Here is a 21,379-nt window from a genome sequence, read left to right as displayed (position 1 = left end):
AGGAGAAAAACCTTTTCATCAAACCTTGAAATATTGAAATAAGGACGACACCAAAAAATAGGATTACAGAATAAATAATTGAAGAAGCATCGGGATTTATCTCGATGCTTTTTTTTATTTCCGAAATTTCTCAAAGGCTATAAATATTAGACAATCTTCACGAGAAAGTATCAAGATAAAGTGAATTTACAAATTGGAATCGAACTGAACTATTATAAATAAATGCCTTTGATAAGAAAAAAATGTGTCTTTTATCACTTTATTTTATACCCAAAAACCCTTTTGCATTACATGATTTCAATCAAAAATTATTGAAATGACTTATTTTTGATAAAGATATTTTAACAAAGGGCAAGTTACAGGTGTAATTGTGTATATTTTACACTCAATATTATCTGAACACTTTAGTTTGGGAACTTTTTTTTTGTTTAAGGAGGTTAATATTTTAAGCTTAAATCACAAAAAAATGGAAAAAGGAGTGCAAATTGAAGTGAAATTTCAACATAAATTGTCTAGTGCATTTTTATGCAAAGTTTTGTTAATGTAAAAATTAAAATATTGAAAATAAGTGTTTTATGTTTTTGTTGTTTAGAAAAATGTCGAGTTGTTAGATCTCTATTTCAGTATTGTACAGTTTTGATCTAGTCAAGTATCGGGTGAATAAATTATTATTTCTCATCTTTGTTAAGGGTTTCGCAGACACTTATTAATTTTAACTAGCCGGTCGCTGATTTTATAAAGAAAAATTTGAAATGAAATGAAAAGGCAGACTAGCTCTTTTAATCTAAATTAACTTTTTACGAGTATGAGTAAAGCTTATCTTATTTTACAATTCATTCTGACTTGTTTCATACTTTCTACTTTTAACTTAGAAGGTATAGCACAAGAAGTAGAGCAGAATGTTTTGAAAGGGCGAGTGATAGACACTGAATCAGGTGAGCCTATCCCAGGGGTGAATATTGTTATTCAAAAAACTAGCAAAGGTACTACTACTAATTTTGACGGAGAATTTTCATTGGCCGTTCAACCTGAAGAATCTATCGTGATCAGTTACATTGGATATCAGGATCAGGTGATTTTAGTGGGTAACAAAACATACCTTGACGTAAAACTTCAAGTTGATGTAGAAGCATTAGATGAAGTAGTTGTAATTGGTTATGGTACTCAAAAGAAGAAAGAAATTACTGGAGCTGTAGGTTCAGTAAAATCGGATGACATCGTAAAAATCGCTACAGCAGACCTTGGAGAGTCACTTCAGGGACAAATTGCAGGTGTAGATGTACAGCAAAGTTCAGGTCGTCCGGGTGATGAAGCAAATATCCAAATTCGTGGTGTTGTTTCAGCAAAGTCAGCAGGTGGTCCACTTTATATTGTAGATGGTATTCCTTTCCAAGGAAATCCAAATATTGCACCAGAGCAAATCAAAAGTATTGACGTCTTAAAAGATGGTGCTGCAGCTTCAGTATATGGTACTAGAGCAGCAGGTGGTGTAATCTTAATCACTACTAAAAGAGGTGAACAAGGTAAATTATCAGTTGATTTCTCAGCGTATGCAGGTATTCAAAATATCACATCAAATACGCCATTAAACAACCACCAAGAGCAATTGTATGTTGATCACAACAGAATTGAATCAGAAGGTGGTATGCAAAATTTATACTTATTCAATCCTAACGCAGGTTATAACAATTCTAATTATGTAGAAGATGTACAAAACAATAATGCAGCCATCCAATCTTACAACTTAGGTATTTCAGGCGGTTCAGAGCATTTAAAATTCAATGTTTCAACAAACTATTTTAACCAAGATGGTGTTTTAATCAACTCAGGTTTCGAACGTTTTACTACACGTATGAATGGTGAGTACACACAAGGTAAATTCAAAGCATTTGCTTCAGTAGGTATCACAGATGAGAATAAGCAAACTGAGCCTTGGGGATTATATGAATTAGCGATCGCTCAAAAGCCATGGGTTCCTGCATTGGACCAAAATACTCAAGTAGGTAACAATGGATTAGTGGTAGAAACAGAACAAGTAGAAAACTTCGGTTATTTAGCGACTCAATTATCAAACGAAAATAACACTGAAGTGATGTCTACTAACTTAGCGTTAGCTCTTGAATACGAAATCATCGATGGTTTAAAATATAAAGCGAGTTTTGGTAGAAATACTTACTCTTCTGAAAACGTTTTATTCCAACCTCAACTATTGATTTATAGAGAAAACGGTACTTTAGCAGCTGGTGCTTCTCAAATGGAGTCTAGAATGACAATCAACAACTACCTTTCTAGCTCAACTACTTTTGAAAATATCCTTTCTTATAACAAAACATTTGGAAAGCATACTTTAGGTGTGACTGCAGTTTACTCTTTCGAGGAGTACAACAACGAAACAAGAAGCGTACTTACTGAAGGTCTATTAGACAATGCCACAAAAACACTAAGTTCAGGTTCAGTAGCATTTTTACCTCAACAATATATCTCAACAAATACATTGGTTGGTAAGATGTTTAGAGCGCAATACAATTATGATAACCGTTACCTAGTATCGTTATCATTAAGAAACGATGGTTCTTCTAACTTCTCTGAAGATAATAGATATGGTACATTCTACGGTGCTTCAGCAGGTTGGAATGTAAGCGAGGAAGAGTTCTTCAAGAATTCAGTATTGGGCGACTTTATGACAGGTTTTAAAATTCGTGGTAGTTACGGTCAAGTGGGTAACCAAAGTATCGCTCCATACTCATTCATGCCTAGAATTGAAAGTGGTGTAGATTACACATTCGGGGTAGGACAAAATGAGGCAATAGCAACGGGTGCAATCTTCAGAAGATATGTAAATCCTGATTTAAAGTGGGAAACTACAATTTCAAGAAACGTTGGTGTTGATTTAGCCTTATTCAACGATAGATTAACATTCTCTTATGACTATTATAACAACAGTAAAGAGGATATGTTATTAGACCAAACAATTCCACCATCATTCGGTACTTCAGTAACAGAGCCTGCAGGTGGAAATGCAACTCCATATACTTCAATCTTAGTAAATGCGGGTAACATGGTGAACAAAGGTCATGAAATCGCGGTTGGATATAAGCACCTTCATGAAAACGGTTTCCAATGGAGTGTGAACTACACATTCTCTAGAAACATCAACGAAGTTACAGATTTAAATGGTGTTGAAGGTTTCGCCTTCAGAGGTGGTATTCCAGTACAAACAAGACAAGGTTTCCAAGATCACACTACATTCTTGAAAGAAGGTTATCCTGCCGGAGCATTCTTCTTATTGGAACACCAAGGTGTAATCAAGACGGAAGAGCAATTGAAAGCATACAATGAAAGCTTACCAGGTATGGAAGCTGAGATGGGAGATATGATGTACCGTGATGTAAACGGTGATGGTGTAATTGATGATAACGATAGAGTATATGCTGGTTCAGGTCAAGCTAAATTCAATATGGGTATGGGTATTAATGCTGCATACAAAGGATTTGACTTATTCGTTCAGTTATATTACTCACATGGAGCGATGATTTACAATGGAGCAAATCTTTATGCTTACGGTATGGGTAGACACAGAGATATGCAATATGCTTGGTCTCCTGCTAACCCTGATTCAGATATCGCTGCAGTAAGATCAAACTCAGAACACCCTAATACAAGATCAAGTTCTGATTACTTCTTAGAAGATGGTTCTTACTTACGTATTCGTAACATCACTTTAGGTTATACAGTTCCTAAGAAATTATTTAATGACAAAGTAAATACTTTAAGATTCTACATCACTGCTCAGAATCCATTTACAATCACAGGGTATAAAGGTTATGACCCAGAAGTTGGTGGAGATGGTCTATTCATGAGAGGTGTAGATAGAGGTAGCTATCCTATTACAAGAAGATTCTTAGGTGGCGTGAAGTTTAACTTTTAGTTAGAAAAAAAAATTAAGATCTAATGAAATTTATTAAATATAGTCTGATTACGTTATTATCTTCTATTTTGCTCATAGGATGTAACGAGGACAAATTCTTAACTCAATCAAATGTCAATGCGTTAACGCCAGAAACATTCTGGAAAACATCAGAACATTTTGATTATGCGTTGAATACGGTATATGCAGCATTACAGTTCAATACAGTGTCTGGTTTTAGAACTTCTAACGAAATGGCACTTTCGGACTTGTCTAAAAGTGATACATGGTACGCTACTTACACTACTTATAAGTTATTCAACTTTACAAACAGTGATCCTTTAGTGCAAAACAAATGGGCTGAATTGTACATCGGTATCAACAGAGCAAACCAAATCGCCACTTTCATCCAAAATGAAGACATTGATATGTTGCCAGAGGAGAAGTTGGAGGTAGAAGCTCAAGCAAGAACTTTAAGAGCTTTCTATTACTTTGAACTTGCCAACACTTACAACGGTGCAGTAATCAATACTACTTATTATGCCAACTCTGATAGTTTAAATAAAAAGTTAAATACAAGAGCAGAAGTAATATCACAGGTCGTTATACCTGATTTAGAATTTGCGGCACAGCATTTACCAACTTCATGGTCAAACATGGAAGCAGGTAGAGTAACTTGGGGTACAGCAGTATCATTACTAGGTAAAGTGTATTTATATGATGGAAAATGGGCTGAAGCAGCTGCTGAGTTTAAAAAAGTGATTGATAGTGGAATGTACTCTTTATCTACTGATTATGTAGATAACTTTACTGAGGAAGGGGAGCATAACTCTGAGTCAATTTTTGAAGTAAATTATTCAACTTCAGTATTGCCTCCATCTGCAAACAGAGATTGGGTAGACAATATCGCTGGAGGTAACGTAACTCCATCAGAAGCATCAAGTTTAGAGCACTCATTTACACATATTCTTACTGCAGGTGGTTTCAACGTAGTAACACCATCACAGTTTTTGCACGAGACTTTATTAAGTGATGAGATAAATCCTGATCACCCTGCAAATGAAGCTGGTGAAACTCACTCTCAACGATTAACAAGCTCGATTTTAGTGCCTCGTTTCTACGGTGCTTACTTCAACAGAGTTTGGGAGGATGAAAATGGTGATATGTACCCAATGGGTGGTGGTCACTCAGGTTATGTGAAAAAGTTTACGAGATGGAATACAGGTATCAGTGTATTGGATAACAACGGTCAAACTTCTCCAATCAACTTCAGATTAATAAGATACGCAGATGTATTATTAATGTATGCTGAGGCACTTAATGAGGAAGGAAACTTCACAGATGCGATGACTTACATTGATATGGTTCGTGAAAGAGCAGGTGTTTATACATTACAACATTATGTAAGTACAAACGGTGGTACTTTCCCTAAATTGAACATCAGTCAAGAGGTGACAGGTGCTCCGCATCCACAAGTAGCACCTTCGCAAGAGTCGATCAGAGAGCATATCAGATATGTAGAAAGACCAGTAGAATTATCGTTTGAAGGTCATAGATGGGACGACTTAAGAAGATGGGATATCGTTGGTGAAGCATTGGACAGAAGAGCGGCAGATGAGCAATGGAGATTAGATAATGCACAAACGATATTGGGTCAACCACCTTTATATATTGGTGCTTACATCATCCAAAACTTCGTAGAACAAGCTAAGAAATACAATCCGGGAGTACATAAGTTCTTCCCAATCCCTGCGAATGAAGTTCAAACGAATCCTGATTTATACGAGTAATCTAACTGACAAAGAAGAAATGAAAAAATTTAATTATATAATTGGTTTACTTACTATACTCGCTATTTACGGGTGTAAGAAAGAATGGGAAGCTCCTGGCGTTGAACCAAACCATCAAGTAATTTATACTTCAGAATACCAATTCGGTAACAGAGTACAAGTAGGTGGTTCGATGACATTTACGGATGCGTCAAAAGGTATTATCAGCAGAAAGTGGTCCTTACCTGAAGGTGCTATTGTAGAGGGAACTTCAGATACTACTTCAACAACTGATTTAGTGCATATACAATTCAATGAAGCAGGTCTAAAAGAAGTGAACTTATCGCAAAGTTTTGCAGGTGCAGCTTTTGACGGTAATGCTCAAAGAGAATCTGAAATGGATACAACGATTTTAGTAAACGTTGTAGATTCATTAAAATTAATAGTAAAAGCAAATTTCTATTTTCCTGACGGTACAGTGGGTGATGAATTGGATTTAACGAAAACCAATGATGTACAAGCTGGTAGAATGATCAAGTATACCCTAACAGCTATAGGTGAGCCTTCAAGAGTAGTATATAACTTCGGTGGAGGAGATCCAGATCAGGTGACATATATTGAAGCTGAAATCGAAGACGGAACAGCAGCGGAGACTATTGTTCAATACAAGCAATTGGGTACATTCTCTACTTCTGTATTAGGAAATAGAGCAAGACCAGGTGGCATCGATACATTGAATTTTGTAAATGCAATCAATGTTATTCCTTCTGCGGATCCTCTTATTTTGACAGACGTTTATGTGAAAAATGGATTTATTGCATTGGATTACTCAAGAGAAATTGAGCCAGCTTCTGTTGATGCAACTACGTTCTCAGTAAAATTAACAAATGGAGCAGACGAAATTGTACCATCAATTTTATCGGCTTCTGTAGATCCATCTGCTAAAAACATTGTACTGATCGCTTTAGATGGAGAAACAGTTTATGATGATGATGCAGTGATGGTAAGTTACCAAGGTGGTATTTTACAGTCCACTGACTTTGGTCCAGCGGAGGAATTTGTAGACCGTCTATTGGTACACCGTCCAAATGCGAATGTATTAGAGGGTAGTTTATTTGACTATAGTTTTGAAACTTCTATTGCCGGTGATTGGCCTGACTTAGGTTGGGGTGGTCAATGGGCTAAATATACCTTAGATATGGTAGACACTGAGTCTTACCATGGAGGTAAATCTGCAAGATTAGAACTGGAATCAGGTGGAGGAGCAATCTTCAGCCATAACCAGAACTTCACAATGGAGGCAGGTAAATCATATGAATTAGGTATGATGATCAAGGTAGAAAGTGGTATAGCAAATATTAATGATGCTGCTGCCGAAGTACCATCAATGCTTGTTTACTTTGGTAATCCAACAATTGATTGGGCTGCAGATCGATTCAACTTTACTACACAAACAGTAGTTGGGGATTGGATTTATGCTAAATGTACTTTCTACTCACCAAAAGGAAGTGGTGATTATAGATTGGTATTTAGACCACTTAATCCAGAACCTGCAAACCCTGATCCTCTAGTTCTTTATATGGATAACATCTCATTAAGAGAAGTGAATTTAAGACCATAATTTCAGAATAAGTAGTTTATAGATTCAGATCCCTCATCGGCATTCAAAAGCTGATGGGGGATTTTTTTGTATTATATCGCAAGTATTAAGCCGATAGGCGTCACTTGTGATGATACATTGGTGAAGTCTCCCGACTTCGAAATGAATGAAAGTGTGGTATTTATATTCGAAGTCGGGAGACAATAAATGGTTCCAAGTGACGCTAACGCTTAACACTTGAAACCATTGTGAGTAGGGTGTTTTTTGATCACAATTATTGTTTACATGGTTTTATACTGATGTTTTATATGGTTCGTGAGCCACAAGGCATTGTGGCTCTACAAAATGATATCCTTTCAATATGGTATTTAATACCTACTTCGGTAAGGGTACAATGCTTTGTATCTCACGTACTATATCCAAATCATAGTGTTTTAAATATAAAAAAACGTGTGCCATAGCAAAAAACTACAGCACACGTTATTCAATTTCTCTTAAAGTCGAATTCGTTTATTCGTCATTACTATCCGATATGAGAGATAAATTCCTCCAAGTTATCCTGTCTCGACAAGCCTAATTTCTTTCTCAAACGGTATCTTGTCGTATGAACCGATTCGGTGGAAATACCTAATAATTTAGCCATTCCTTTACTATCAAAATTGAGTTTGATCAGTGCACATATCTTCTGATCACCTTGTGTAAGCTTAGGGAACCTTTCGTTGAGTTCTTTATAAAAATTTTCATTCACCTCTACAAAACGTGCTTCAAATTCCTTCCAATTGTTATTGGTATTAAGGTTGATCTTTTTTGAAAGCTTATTGATCTGATTTGTATCAGGTTCTTTCTTCAATTCGGTCAGCTCTTTTTTAATTTCCGCTAACGTTTCTTCATGCTGAATGATCTGAAGCACAGAAGCAGTAAGTTCTTTATTTTTAATTTCGAGTACTTCTTTGATTTTTTGCTCTTCCATTTTCTGTTTTTCAATGAAAAGCTGTTTATCTGCCTTGTATTTGTTACGTAAGTTTCTGTAAATGAAGAAGACAAGGAATACTAAAGCAAAGATGGTAATGTAAAAAATAATGTTACGCAGATAGTTGATTTTACTTTCCTGTAGCAATCGTTCCAATTCTTTTTCTTGTAAAACTTTCTTTTGATTCTCTTGCTCTTTTCTGAATTGATCCTTGATCTCAAGAAATTTTCTATTGCTTACACTCCTACTACCATACTGCTTTTCATTAAGTTCTTTGGCTTTTTGAAGGAATTGATAGGCTTCTTTCGTTTTGCCCGTTTTAAGTTTTACTTTAGAAAGTTCCTCATAGATAATAGGGATGAGGTCAGAGTGGCTTTTATGTTGTTGCCCCGCTTTTAAGGCGCTATCATAATATTTTTCACTCATTTTAAGCTGTCCCTTTTTTTGATAAATATTACCAATAAAGTAATCATAAATAACAAGGTAACTATGCTGATAAGTAGTAAAATACTTATTAAGAGGTTTCAGTCGGGCTAATGCTTTATCATATTCACCATCCTCATAAAGTAGATAGCCATATTCTGCCTCAATAAAGCTATTGTCATTTCTATCTTCACTGGCATTGGTAATACTTTCTTTAATAATAACGCAGCTGTCAAGGTAGTTTCTTGCCTTCTCAATGTCATCCATTTTTCTAGCAAGGGTAGCTTTCGCATAATAGTTATCGACAACGATGTAAGGATCTATTGTTTTATTCTCCCTACAGATTGAAATGGCCTTATCAAAGTATTGTCCAGCAAGTTTATTTCTTTCATAAAAGCTATAAAGCCAACCCAAACCATTATAGATATTTATTCGAAGTAAATCGTCTTTTACTTGATTAGCCAAAGACAGTGCACTCCAATATCCATCATAAGCATGACCGAAATTTCCGTTGTGTGCATACAGGTAAGAAAGACTAGTGAGTGACTTTATCCATAATACACTGTCTTTCGACTTGATTGATTCTGAAATTGCATACTGATAAAGCGAAATGGCACTGTCCGGTTGGAGGAATTTTAACATTTCTGCTTCCCCGTATAACTTTAAGGCAAAATCTTCACTCAATTTTTCCTGAACAATTTCGTTTTTCTGTCCCTCTTTTTCGGGGGAGTTATTATTCTTGGAAAATTCCCCTGCAAAAAGAGTAAAATTACTAGATAAAAATAGGAGTAAAATATGTAATAATTGTCTAGTCATAATTCATAAAAAGTAATGTTTTTTAAAACATAAAAACATTGATTGTGAGTAATTTATGTATTTCTTGTTTAGAAAGTTGTCGAGGTGTAAATACCTCGTTTTTATGTTGTACAGTTTTGATCTAGTCAAAGATAAGGCAAATAAATTTAAAATTCCCATCTTTGTTAAGGGTTTTGCAGACACTTATAATTTTAAAGTCAGTTGGCAGCTGATTTAGTAAGAAATGATTGAAATGAAATGACAAAATTCAAAACGAATCTTTAGATCAAATTTAACATTTAAAGATGGGAAACAAAATGTGTTATGAGAACAAACTTACTCTAATTTTTTATGCTTAAAAATAAGTCTAACTAATTTTTTTTGCAGAAAAATGATGCGTAAAAAAGTGATAAAACACATTTCAAAATATCAAAACAGAAAACAGAATTACATCAATTTTGATCCATTAATCTGTTTTCAAAACAAAACAATTTGAAAATGAAATGTCATGTCAATACAAGCTCTCTTTGTATGTTGGCAGTGGCATAAAAAGTATAGAACTAATGAGGAACTTTGTATATGGTCTATTGGCTTTAGTCATATTGGGGTGTCAAAATACTACTCCAGAAGTAGGGAGGGAATCAGATTTTAATTTTGATTGGCAATTTGCACTTTTAGATACTAGCCAATCAACATTGAAGGCAGGTGATATCCCTGCTACTTCTTGGGAAGCGGTAAGATTACCGCACGATTGGGTGATTGGTAATCAGTACGATTCTGCCAATCACGAGTTTGCTCCAGCTACCGGATATATTTATGGTGGTGGCATAGGATGGTACAAAAAGGAATTTGAATTACCATTGACAGATGATCAAAATGCATTCATCCTTTTTGATGGTGTGTATAATAACTCAGAAGTTTATCTTAATGGTAACAAGCTGGGTTTCCATCCTTACGGGTATTCACCTTTTCATTATGATTTGACACCTTATGTTAAGAAAAAAGGAAAAAATGAATTATTGGTAAAAGTGAACCATAGCAACTTTGCTGATAGCAGATGGTATACGGGTGCAGGTATTTACAGAAATGTGGAGTTGATTGTCACTGACAAATTACATGTGCCGGTTTGGGGTACTTTTATTAAGACTAACGTTATTAACAACCAATTAGCTGAAGTAACTATTGAAACGGATATTAATAATGGTTACAAGGAAGGAAAAGAGATTGATTTAATCCATGAAATCATAGATCAAAAAGGAAAAGTAGTTGCTGAAATTTCAACTAAAGAAACGATAAAAGCGAACAAAAATAGATTAGTAATTCATTCAACTAAACTAAACAATCCAAACTTATGGGATGTAGACGATCCATTCCTATACACGCTTAAAACTAAACTGGTTGACAACGGTAGAATAATAGACGAACTAACAAACAAATTTGGTGTAAGAAGTATTGCTTTTCAGGCAGACTCCGGTTTTTATTTGAACGGACGTAACAGAAAAATTAAAGGAGTCTGCCTTCACCATGACGCAGGTTTAGTGGGAACGGCTGTACCAAAAGATGTTTGGAGAAGAAGATTAGCGGTATTAAAAGAAGGAGGTTGTAATGCCATTAGAATAGCACACAACCCTGCTTCTAACGAGTTTTTGGATTTGTGTGATGAGATGGGATTCTTAGTTCAAGATGAATTCTTTGATGAGTGGGATTATCCAAAAGACAAGCGTTTTAATCAAAAAGAAAAAACACAAAATAACGAAACGGAAGGGTATACTAACTACTTCCAAGAATATGCAGAAAGTGATCTGAAATCAGTGATTTTATCACATAGAAATCACCCTTCAGTTTTTCAGTGGAGTATAGGTAACGAAATTGAGTGGACGTATCCTCGTATTTCTCAAGCGACAGGATTCTTCAACAATATGAATTGGAAGGGTAACTACTTCTGGTCAAAACCTCCACATTCAAGAAAAGAAATTCAACAACAATTAGCGGTTTTACCAAGACAAGAACACAATATTGGTTCAACAGCTAGAAAGCTAGTGCAATGGACCAAAGAGATGGATACATCTCGCCCGGTGATTGCCAACTGTATTTTACCATCGGCTTCTCACGAAACCGATTACGGAAAATCATTAGATATTGTAGGGTACAGCTATAGAAGAGTGTTGTATGATTATGGACACGAAAACTATCCAGACAAAGTGATTATGGGTACGGAGAACTTGGCACAATATCATGAGTGGAAAGCCATTATGGATCGTCCATTTATTGCAGGAACTTTCTTCTGGACAGGTATTAATTATTTGGGTGAAATCAGAGCACCATGGCCAGCGAAAGGTAACGATGCCGGAATGGTGGATTTTGCAGGATTCACAAAGCCATCATACCACATGATCAAAACGCTTTGGGATGAGCGTCCACATACTTACATCGCTACGCAAGAATTAGCAAAGTCTATTAATAAGATTGATAAGAAAACAGGTCAGTTGGTAGCTAGAAATCCTGAAAAATGGAAAAAAGCACTTTGGGAATGGCATGATGTTAACAATCACTGGAATTATGAAAAAGGCGAAATGATTAGTGTGGAGCTTTATTCTAATGCAGAAGAGATTGAATTGCAATTGAATGGCAAAAGTTTAGGAACAAGAAAGCTAGACGAGTTTGAAGACCACATTTATAAGTGGGGTGTGCCATTCGAAGAAGGTAGATTGACAGCCATTGGCAAGAAAAACGGAAAAGTATTTACAACGGAATTGATCACTGCAAGTGCACCAGTAGCGGTAAAACTTTCAATTGATCAAAAAGTCCTAGCAAATAATCAATATGATGTGGCTCATGTAGTAGCACAATTAATCGATAAAAATGGAAACCCGGTCAAACATTTAGAAAAAGTGATTGACTTTGAGATTCCTTCTTACCTCAGAGCTTTAGGTGTTGACAACGGATCAAATATGAATGTGCAACCTCACGTTTCAAGAAAAATTGAAACAGATCAAGGTAGAGCATTATTGGTGTTACAGTCTACCAAAGAGGAAGGTAAAGTAGAGATTAAAGCTACTGTTGATGGGCTAGACGCAGACAAAGTACTACTAACTATTAGTACAGATAAGAACGATAGTGAACAAATATTAGCAGAGTTAAATTAAAAAAATTGAAGGCGATGAAAGCAGCATTTTACGAATCAAAAGGAAAGATCAGTGTTGGTGAAGGCAAACAAATTGCTCCAGGTAAAGGAGAGGTTAGGCTAGATGTAGCGTATTGTGGAGTATGTGGTACGGATGTACATATTTTCCATGGCGTAATGGATCAAAGAGTAGCACCTCCACAAACAGTTGGACATGAGGCTTCCGCTGTTGTTGCAGAAGTTGGTGAAGGAGTTGAAAATGTAAAAGTAGGTGATAAAGTAGCCGTTAGACCTTTACATTTCGGAGAGGAGCATCCTTTTGATAAGGGATTCAAGCATGTTGGTAAAAACTTGAAATTTATTGGTATTGATTCAAGTGGAGCATTCCAAAACTCATGGACTGTACCTTCTTATACCTTACATAAATTACCGGAGCAATTAAGTTTAATGCACGGTGCATTTATTGAGCCATTGGCCGTTGCATGTCATGATGTAAAGATTGGTAGAGTAGAAAAAGACGAAAATTGCTTAGTAATTGGCGGTGGTCCTATCGGTACATTGATCGCTTATGTTTTAAAAGAAAAAGGAGCTAACGTATTCATTTCAGAAGTAAATGAAACACGTCTTTCAATGTTGAATGAATTAGGTTTCACAACTATCAACCCTGCAAAAGAAAACCTTTCAGAGAGAATTGCAGAGTTGACAGGAGAGAAAATGATCGACTGTGCTTTTGAAGTATCAGGTTCTGCACCGGGTGTACAAACCATGACAGAAGTCGTGAACGTAAGAGGTAGAATTGTGATGGTTGCCATCCATGGCGGTGAGCAAAAGCAAGTGGATTTATTTAAATTCTTCTGGTCAGAAATTGAACTTTTAGGGGCTAGATTATACGAAGAAGATGATTACGAAGAAGCAATTAGAATCGCTGATTCAGGGTTTGTTCCTTTCGAAAAACTAATTACAAAAGTAGACTCTCTTGATAATATTCAATCTGTATTTGATGAGATCGACAAGAATCCTGAAGGGATGAAATACCTAATTAAGTGTAACGATAATTAATATCGTTGGGCGTGTAGGGGCAGACCTATGAGTCTGCCCGAAATAATATTATCAAATAAAAATAAAAAAATAGCAAAATGGGCATTCTTAATAAATTCCAACTAGAAGGTAAAGTAGCATTAGTAACAGGATGTAAAAGAGGTATTGGTAAAGCAATGGCAGTGGGTCTTGCTGAAGCAGGAGCTGATATTATTGGCGTTTCTGCATCATTAGAATTAGAAGGAAGTGAAGTACAGAAAGAAGTAGAGGAGAGAGGAAAAAAATTCAAAGCTTACCAATGCGATTTTTCTGATAGAAAAGCGTTGTATGATTTCATTTTAACAGTAAAAGCAAATCATCCACAAATAGATATTTTAGTCAATAATGCCGGTACTATTTTAAGAACTCCAGCAGCGGAACACCCAGATGAAATGTGGGATACGGTAATTGAAGTGAACCAAAATGCTCAATTTATCTTGACAAGAGAAATCGGGAAAGAAATGGTAGCAAGAGGTGAAGGAAAAGTGATTTTCACGGCTTCATTATTGACATTCCAAGGCGGTATTACAGTGCCAGGTTATGCAGCAAGTAAAGGAGCTGTAGGTCAGTTAACAATGGCATTTGCCAATGAGTGGGCGAGTAAAGGTGTGAATGTAAACGCAATTGCTCCAGGATATATCAGCACTGATAATACTGAGGCTTTAAGAAATGATCCGGAAAGATCAACTTCAATTTTATCAAGAATTCCAGCTGCACGTTGGGGAGATCCAGAAGACTTTGCAGGTCCAGTAGTATTCTTGGCATCAGAAGCAGCAGCTTACATGCATGGTAGTATCATGCTTGTAGATGGTGGCTGGATGGGCCGCTAATTAAATAGATTGAATGATAAGTGAACACCCTGTTTCAAGTATTAAGCGATAGCGTCACTTGGAACTGAATATTGGCGAAGTCTCCTGACTTCGAATATAAAAAATATACCTCGAAGTCGGGAGACTTCGCCAATGGATAATCACAAGTGACGCCTACCGGCTTAACACTTGCGATATAAAAAAACCTTCAGTTATCATTCTACATTCAATTAATTTTCCAAAACAAAAAACTATGAGCACTTTAACAGAAACTGGAGTAAAAGAATATAAATTATTTATCAATGGTGAATGGATCGAGGCATCATCAGGTGAGACTGAAGAGGTGATCAGCCCTATTGATGAAGCAGTGGTAGGTAAGGTACAAATGGGAGATGAGCATGAAGCAAATCTTGCATTAGAAGCAGCAGATAAAGCACAAAAAGCTTGGAAAAAAGTACCTACAATTGAAAGAGCGAACTTATTAAGAAAATTTGCGGCAGAGATTCGTGCCAACAAACCTTACTTGTCTAACTTATTGACAAGAGAACAAGGAAAATTATTATCAGTGGCAGAAATGGAGGTGGAAGTTACAGCAACTTTCATCGAATATGCATGCGACTGGGCAAGACATATTGAAGGTGACATCATTCCTTCTAACAATCCAAAAGAACAAATTTGGATTCAAAAAATCCCTCGTGGTGTGATTGTAGCGATAACAGCATGGAACTTCCCGCTTGCGTTGGCAGGTAGAAAAATTGGTCCAGCATTAATAGCGGGAAATGCCATTGTTGTAAAACCTACGCAAGAAACACCTTTAGCGACTTTAGAGCTAGGTTTCTTAGCAGAAAAAGTGGGTATCCCTGCTGGTTTGATCAATATCGTTACGGGTAAAGGTAGAGTATTGGGTAATGCTTTAGTAGCAAGTCCAATCACTAGAATGGTGACAATGACAGGTTCAACACCTGCAGGTCAACAAATCTTCAAAACAGCTTCTGAGCATTTAGCACACGTTCAATTGGAATTGGGTGGTAAAGCTCCTGCCATCGTATTTGCAGATGCGGATATCGATCAAGCAGTGGAAGCATGTTTCCATTCACGTTTTGATAATTGCGGTCAGGTATGTACATGTAACGAAAGAATGTATGTACATGAGGATATCTATGACGCATTCATGGAGAAATTCATGGAAAAAGTGAAGAACATCAAAGTGGGTAATCCATTGGACGCAGCTTCTACTATGGGACCTAAAGTAAATGCTTCGGAGATTAAAAACATGGAGCACTTAGTAGCGAAGTCCATTGAAGAAGGAGCAACAATTGCTCACGGTGGTGGAAAACCTTCAGGAAGCGAGTTCGAAAAAGGATTCTGGTTTGAGCCTACAGTAATCACTGACGTAACACAAGATATGACAGTGGTACATGAAGAAGCTTTTGGTCCTATTCTTCCAGTATTGAAATTCAAAGAGTTTGATCAAGTAGTGGAATACGCAAACGATTGTGAGTTTGGTTTAGCAGCGATGGTCTTCACTCAAGACATCAAAACAATCATGCAATTGAATGAGGATTTAGAGTTTGGTGAAATCTATGTGAACAGAGGTCATGGTGAGCAGCATCAAGGTTTCCACAATGGTTATAAACTAAGTGGAACAGGTGGAGAAGATGGAAAGTATGGCTTTGAGCAATACATGGAGAAGAAAACTTTCTATGTAAAATATTAAGAGGAGACTACGGACATGGAGACTACAATAATTAGTGTTAAAAACAGGCTATTTGAAGTACCTCTACCTGAGGTACTTTCAGATGCCAAACATGGAGATCATACCCACTTTGAATTAGTGACTTCTACCATTACACTAGAAAATGGTATGGAAGGTACGGGGTATACTTATACAGGTGGTAAAGGTGGTAGAGCCATCAAAGCCATGTTGGATTACGACCTAGGTCCTGCTTTAGTAGGAAAAGATGCTACTCAAATCGATGAGATCTATGATTTTATGGAGTGGCACATTCACTATGTAGGAAGAGGCGGTATTGCTTCATTCGCTATTTCGGCCATTGATATTGCACTTTGGGATATCAAAGGTAAGTCATCGAACCAACCACTTTGGAAAATGGCTGGCGGTGCTAACAACACATGTAAAGCCTATTGTGGAGGGATCGACTTGATGTTCCCAATTGAGAAACTTTTGAAAAATATGCAGTCGTATATGGACAAAGGTTTCAGTGCAGTGAAGATTAAGATTGGTAGAGAAAACCTTGACGAAGATATTGAAAGAATCAAAGCGGTAAGAGAATACATTGGTGACGATATCACTTTTATGGTAGATGCCAATTATTCGATGTCGATTGAAAAAGCCATTGAATGTGCGGAAAGGTTCAAACCTTATAATATCACATGGTTTGAAGAGCCAATTATTCCTGACAACTACAAAGGGTATGCAGAGATCACAGAGAAAACGGGTGTTCCATTAGCAATGGGTGAAAACCTACATACTATTCATGAATTTGAATACGCAATGGAGCAATCAAAACTTTCTTTCGTACAGCCTGATGCTTCGAACTGTGGTGGTGTAACTGGATGGTTGAGAGCAGCAAAATTAGCCAAAGAAAACAACATTCCAGTATGTTCTCACGGTATGCAAGAACTACACGTAAGTCTTGTTTCTTCTCAAGAAAATTCAGGATGGTTGGAAGTGCATAGTTTCCCGATTGATGAATACACTACACGCCCATTGGTAGTAGAAAACTTCAGAGCAGTAGCATCAGACGAGCCGGGTACGGGAGTGACTTTCGACTGGGAAAAACTAGCTTCTTTTGAAGCTGCAACTGTTACTGAACAGGTATAAAATATATTCTATGTACTAGGAAATAACAGGTGTTTCGTGCACCATAGTTAAAACTATGGGCAGGTAATATGACAACCTTATCAAGATTGAAATCTTGAGGGTTGATAACGTAAACATCACTTTAGTGTTGTTGAAGTCAATATTCCTTGCCCATGACTTCAGTCATGGTGCACGTCATTTTCCTAGTACTTCATCAAAAAATAAATCAAACAGGTGTTTTAATAGTAATTCACCTTTTCCAAGTGACGCTAAGGCTCAACACTGGACACAATACGACTATAACTCAGAATTGAAATGAATTAAGCAGTTGGCAATTGAAATCCAGCATTAGGTTTTGAAAAGCTCAACTGAACAACCACAAAGTACAAGCAACATGATCAAACAGAAATTATTTGGAGTGCACGACGGGTACAAAGTGCATATCTACGAAATGCAAAACAAAAATGGAATGAGCGTCAAGATAATGACATTAGGAGCAACTATAACTTCCATTCAAGTACCCAATAAAGAAGGAGGTTTAACAGAAGTAGCCTGTGGTTTTGATCAGTTGGAAGGCTATTTTTCAGAAGCCTATAAAGCCAATGCACCCTATTTTGGTTGTACAGTGGGAAGATTTGCATCAAGAATTAAAGATGGCAAGTTTGCTATAGATGGTGTGGACTACACTTTAGCAACAAATGATGGCCCAAATCACTTGCACGGAGGTATCAAGGGTTTGGACAAGCAACTTTGGTCATGTGTCAATGAGTTAAGTACAGAAGTAGCTGACAGTATTACTTTCCAAAGAAAGAGTGAAGACATGGAAGAAGGTTTTCCTGGTAATATCGTGGTGGAAGTCACTTTTACACTTTCGAGTGATAATAGCATTGAAATTGCTTATCACGCAACAACGGATAAGAAAACGCCAATTTCATTGACCAATCATACCTATTTCAATTTATCAGGTTTTCAAGAAACGATTGGAGGGCATACAGCAAAAATCTTAGCAGATAAGTTTTTAAAAGCAGACCCAACCAATGTTCCTGTTGGTGAGGTAGAGCAAGTAGCGGGGACAGTATTGGATTTGAAAGAAGGAAAGCCATTAGCAGAAGTATTTGAGGAGTTGGAAACAGGTTGCGAGCATTATTTCTTATTTGACGAAGAAGATCAATTGAGAAATGTAGCTGCTTTTGAAAATAAGGCAACAGGCATTTCATTGGAAATCTCGACGACTGAGCCCGGTATGTTATTCTATACAGGTTATTTCACTTCCAATGATTTACAAAGAGAAAGCGGTGATCAATTCGGACGATACAAAGCTTTCTGTTGTGAAACGCACCGCTATCCTAACGGTCCTAACATCGAAGGTGCACCTAAAGCATTTACAACACCAGAGGAACCTTACACCTCTACTACAATCTATTCATTTAATTAACTAACAAAATATTGTCATCATGATTGAAGGAGTTTTATGGTCCATTTTTGCAGGACTTATGTTAGGCTTATATGCCTTACCAGAAAAATTTACAAAAGAATTTGAGTTTGAAAACACATGGGGTTTATTCTTCATGATCAACACCTTTATTATTCCAAATATTGCCGCCTATTTTATGGTGGACAACTTTGGTGAAGTTTTAGGTGCCATTCCAAATAGCGTATTATTGGGGATGGGTGTAGCAAGTTTCCTTTGGGGAATTGGCGTGATGATGTGGGGTAAAGCCATTAATTATATAGGGCTTTCTTTAGGTTTCTCATTGTTTATCGGAACCATCATTCTAATTGGTTCACTTATACCATTTATGATTGATGGTATACCAGAAATGCATGTTTTCGGTACCATTATGTTGGGTATTGTAATTGTATTATTTGGAGTAATGAGCAACGGTCGAGCAGGACTTTTAAAGCAACAGGAAAGTGAGAAGGAATCTGAGGTGAAGAGTGATAACATGATTAAAGGTATCGCTATTGCCGTAGTAGGTGGTTTATTAGCAACAGGTTTTAATTATGCAAATACTGTAGGTGGTGGAGTCATCAGAGATGCAGTTTTAGCCAATGGTAATCCAGAGTGGGTAAGTGCAATTGTTGTAATGTATATTATTTACATTTTTGGTGGATTATCAATCGCTACTTATTTCATTTATCAGTTAACGAAAAAGAACCTTTGGGGCAATTTCGTGACACCACAATTACCAAGAAATACGATCTTGACTACCGTAATGGGTATCTTTAACTTTGCAGCTTCAGCATTGTTTGCCTATGCTGCTTTTAGATTAGGTCAAAACGGCGGTACTGTAGGTTATGCCATTTTTAATACGGTATCAGTAGGAGTTGCTATAGTAGGAGGGTTGATTACAAAAGAATGGTTAGAGGCTCCAAAACAAGCCAAAACATCTCTTTACGTGGGACTTTCTTGCATGGTATTGGGCATTACGGTAATCGCTTTTGGTAATAGCCTTATCTAACCGAAATCACTTTTAAGGTTTAGGTTAATAAATTGTTTATTATTTCATCTTTAGCCCACGATTTCAGTAGTGAGCTAAAGATGATAATAGTAGACTTATTAAAATATCGCAATTAGTATTGAATTATTAGATTATATAAACGAAAATGAATTTAGTAAAAAATATTGCAGGGTCATTATTGATCGGTGCAGTACTCGCCTCTTCTTGTACAAAACCAACTGGCCCGCATTCAGGGGTCAGCGAAAATAAAGTAGACATCTCAAAAGAGAAGCTGGATTTCTTGGGAATTACAGATCCAAATCATCTAAGTGCTGCCTCAAAAAGAGCATTGGCATGGCCTGATACATTAACGAATGAGTGGTTTGGTCAGTTTACGGTACATGACTTAAAAGGCGACTTGGCTTACGAAGAAGGAGTCGTTAGACGTGATCCTTCAGCTTTACTTTTTATTGATGGAAAATACCATGTGTATTACTCAAAATCAGTTGGTGAAACTCAAGGTTTCGGAGGAGATGTAGAAAACGAAAAAGTATTCCCTTGGGACCGTTGTGATATATGGCATGCCACATCTGTAGATGGATGGACTTGGAAGGAAGAAGGTTTGTCAGTGAGTAGAGGTAAAAAAGGAACATTTGATGATCGTTCTGTTTTTACTCCTGAGGTGATGGAACATGAAGGGAAATATTACTTATGTTATCAGACAATCAAATCACCTTATAATGTAAGAACGAAAAACCAAGTGGGTTTGGCGTATGCTGATTCACCGTACGGTCCTTGGACAAAATTAGAAGACCCAATCTTAAGTCCTGCTGACAATGGTGTTTGGAAAGGAACGGAACAAAACCGTTTTATGGTAGAGAAGAAAGGAGACTTTGATAGTCATAAAGTACATGATCCTTGTATTATTCCTTACAAAGGTAAATTTTATCTGTATTACAAAGGAGAGCAAATGGGTGAAGAAATCACTTTCGGTGGTCGTCAGATCCGTCATGGTGTAGCTATTGCAGACAACCCGTTAGGCCCATATGTGAAATCACCTTACAACCCGATTTCAAATTCAGGTCATGAGATTTGTGTTTTCAAGCACAAAGACGGTATCATGTCGTTGATCACAACAGACGGACCGGAAAAAGGTACAGTGCAATACGCTAATGATGGTATCAATTTTAATATTCAAGCGGTTATTCCAGGTGCACCACACGCCATGGGACTTAATAGAAGCTTAAATAGCGATGAGCCTTTCGCAATTTTTGAATGGGGACTAACTCACAAATATGCCAACTACAATTACCAGCATATCAGACGTTTCCATGGTAAGAGAAAAACTTCTCATACTGCCAAAAATGAGCAATCGGCAAAACAGCCAAAAGCATCAAGATAATTCGATAGAAGAATAGTGGATAGTCAAAGTGACGTATGGATTTTGTATTGCAATATCCATACTCATTCACCATCATTAACCCGCTAATAAATAGTGGGTTAATGATGGATTCTATAAAATATCTATTTATTACCGACACCACATTTTAAACTAGATTTTGATTACTTTCTATGAAGTCTTTTACGAATAGCAGCTATTATTCAATAGTTTATAAAGTAATATATATTCCAAACAGCAA

The 21,379-nt window shown here is 36.7% G+C and carries 12 protein-coding genes; 11 read left to right on the top strand and 1 reads right to left on the bottom strand.

Annotated elements, in window-relative coordinates; all coding sequences use genetic code 11:
* The first annotated feature begins 805 nt into the window (after positions 1-805).
* The 3 genes from PL77_RS21595 to PL77_RS21585 are packed head-to-tail and all read left to right on the top strand — an operon-like array spanning position 806 to position 7,297.
* A complete protein-coding gene (locus PL77_RS21595) occupies positions 806-3,928 on the top strand; it encodes a TonB-dependent receptor (RefSeq protein ID WP_044210160.1) in 3,123 nt (1,040 codons plus the stop codon).
* Between the two features lie 23 nt (positions 3,929-3,951).
* Complete coding sequence (locus PL77_RS21590; RefSeq protein WP_044210158.1) at positions 3,952-5,697, top strand: RagB/SusD family nutrient uptake outer membrane protein; 1,746 nt, start codon at positions 3,952-3,954, stop codon at positions 5,695-5,697.
* A 19-nt stretch (positions 5,698-5,716) separates the two neighbouring features.
* Positions 5,717-7,297 (top strand): hypothetical protein, encoded by a 1,581-nt coding sequence (locus PL77_RS21585; protein WP_156152477.1) that lies wholly within the window; start codon positions 5,717-5,719, stop codon positions 7,295-7,297.
* A gap of 502 nt (positions 7,298-7,799) precedes the next feature.
* Here PL77_RS21585 and PL77_RS21580 read toward each other — a convergent pair.
* Positions 7,800-9,485 carry a tetratricopeptide repeat protein gene (locus tag PL77_RS21580; RefSeq protein WP_052444621.1) on the bottom strand — a complete coding sequence of 562 codons (1,686 nt, stop codon included), beginning with the start codon at positions 9,483-9,485 and terminating at the stop codon, positions 7,800-7,802.
* 542 nt (positions 9,486-10,027) lie between these two features.
* Between PL77_RS21580 and PL77_RS21575 the strand changes: the two genes are divergently transcribed.
* From PL77_RS21575 to PL77_RS21540, 8 genes are all read left to right on the top strand, one after another.
* Positions 10,028-12,610 (top strand): sugar-binding domain-containing protein, encoded by a 2,583-nt coding sequence (locus PL77_RS21575; protein ID WP_044210154.1) that lies wholly within the window; start codon positions 10,028-10,030, stop codon positions 12,608-12,610.
* Positions 12,611-12,624: 14 nt separating this feature from the next.
* A complete protein-coding gene (locus tag PL77_RS21570; RefSeq protein ID WP_044210152.1) occupies positions 12,625-13,647 on the top strand; it encodes a (R,R)-butanediol dehydrogenase in 1,023 nt (340 codons plus the stop codon).
* An 83-nt stretch (positions 13,648-13,730) separates the two neighbouring features.
* The gene (locus tag PL77_RS21565) at positions 13,731-14,495 is read left to right on the top strand and encodes an SDR family NAD(P)-dependent oxidoreductase (protein ID WP_172665920.1); all 765 of its coding nucleotides are present in this window, start codon (positions 13,731-13,733) and stop codon (positions 14,493-14,495) included.
* Between the two features lie 232 nt (positions 14,496-14,727).
* Positions 14,728-16,191: an aldehyde dehydrogenase gene (gene aldA, locus PL77_RS21560; RefSeq protein ID WP_044210146.1), complete on the top strand. Its 1,464-nt coding sequence runs from the start codon at positions 14,728-14,730 to the stop codon at positions 16,189-16,191.
* A 15-nt stretch (positions 16,192-16,206) separates the two neighbouring features.
* Positions 16,207-17,319 (top strand): mandelate racemase/muconate lactonizing enzyme family protein, encoded by a 1,113-nt coding sequence (locus PL77_RS21555; protein WP_044210145.1) that lies wholly within the window; start codon positions 16,207-16,209, stop codon positions 17,317-17,319.
* A 373-nt stretch (positions 17,320-17,692) separates the two neighbouring features.
* Positions 17,693-18,733: an aldose epimerase family protein gene (locus tag PL77_RS21550; RefSeq protein WP_044210141.1), complete on the top strand. Its 1,041-nt coding sequence runs from the start codon at positions 17,693-17,695 to the stop codon at positions 18,731-18,733.
* A 19-nt stretch (positions 18,734-18,752) separates the two neighbouring features.
* Positions 18,753-19,760 (top strand): L-rhamnose/proton symporter RhaT, encoded by a 1,008-nt coding sequence (locus PL77_RS21545; RefSeq protein WP_044210139.1) that lies wholly within the window; start codon positions 18,753-18,755, stop codon positions 19,758-19,760.
* Positions 19,761-19,905: 145 nt separating this feature from the next.
* Positions 19,906-21,141, top strand: coding sequence for a family 43 glycosylhydrolase (locus PL77_RS21540; protein ID WP_082026672.1), 1,236 nt, complete (start codon positions 19,906-19,908; stop codon positions 21,139-21,141).
* Positions 21,142-21,379 lie beyond the last annotated feature (238 nt).

The sequence above is a fragment of the Flammeovirga sp. OC4 genome (assembly GCF_000812565.1).
GTDB lineage: Bacteria > Bacteroidota > Bacteroidia > Cytophagales > Flammeovirgaceae > Flammeovirga.
This window is presented reverse-complemented; position numbering and strand designations above follow the sequence as displayed.

Coding starts and splice junctions, on each gene's coding strand:
- PL77_RS21595 (WP_044210160.1), top strand. CDS start 806: ATGAGTAAAGCTTATCTTATTTTACAATTCATTCTGACTTGTTTCATA.
- PL77_RS21590 (WP_044210158.1), top strand. CDS start 3,952: ATGAAATTTATTAAATATAGTCTGATTACGTTATTATCTTCTATTTTG.
- PL77_RS21585 (WP_156152477.1), top strand. CDS start 5,717: ATGAAAAAATTTAATTATATAATTGGTTTACTTACTATACTCGCTATT.
- PL77_RS21580 (WP_052444621.1), bottom strand. CDS start 9,485: ATGACTAGACAATTATTACATATTTTACTCCTATTTTTATCTAGTAAT.
- PL77_RS21575 (WP_044210154.1), top strand. CDS start 10,028: ATGAGGAACTTTGTATATGGTCTATTGGCTTTAGTCATATTGGGGTGT.
- PL77_RS21570 (WP_044210152.1), top strand. CDS start 12,625: ATGAAAGCAGCATTTTACGAATCAAAAGGAAAGATCAGTGTTGGTGAA.
- aldA (WP_044210146.1), top strand. CDS start 14,728: ATGAGCACTTTAACAGAAACTGGAGTAAAAGAATATAAATTATTTATC.
- PL77_RS21555 (WP_044210145.1), top strand. CDS start 16,207: ATGGAGACTACAATAATTAGTGTTAAAAACAGGCTATTTGAAGTACCT.
- PL77_RS21550 (WP_044210141.1), top strand. CDS start 17,693: ATGATCAAACAGAAATTATTTGGAGTGCACGACGGGTACAAAGTGCAT.
- PL77_RS21545 (WP_044210139.1), top strand. CDS start 18,753: ATGATTGAAGGAGTTTTATGGTCCATTTTTGCAGGACTTATGTTAGGC.
- PL77_RS21540 (WP_082026672.1), top strand. CDS start 19,906: ATGAATTTAGTAAAAAATATTGCAGGGTCATTATTGATCGGTGCAGTA.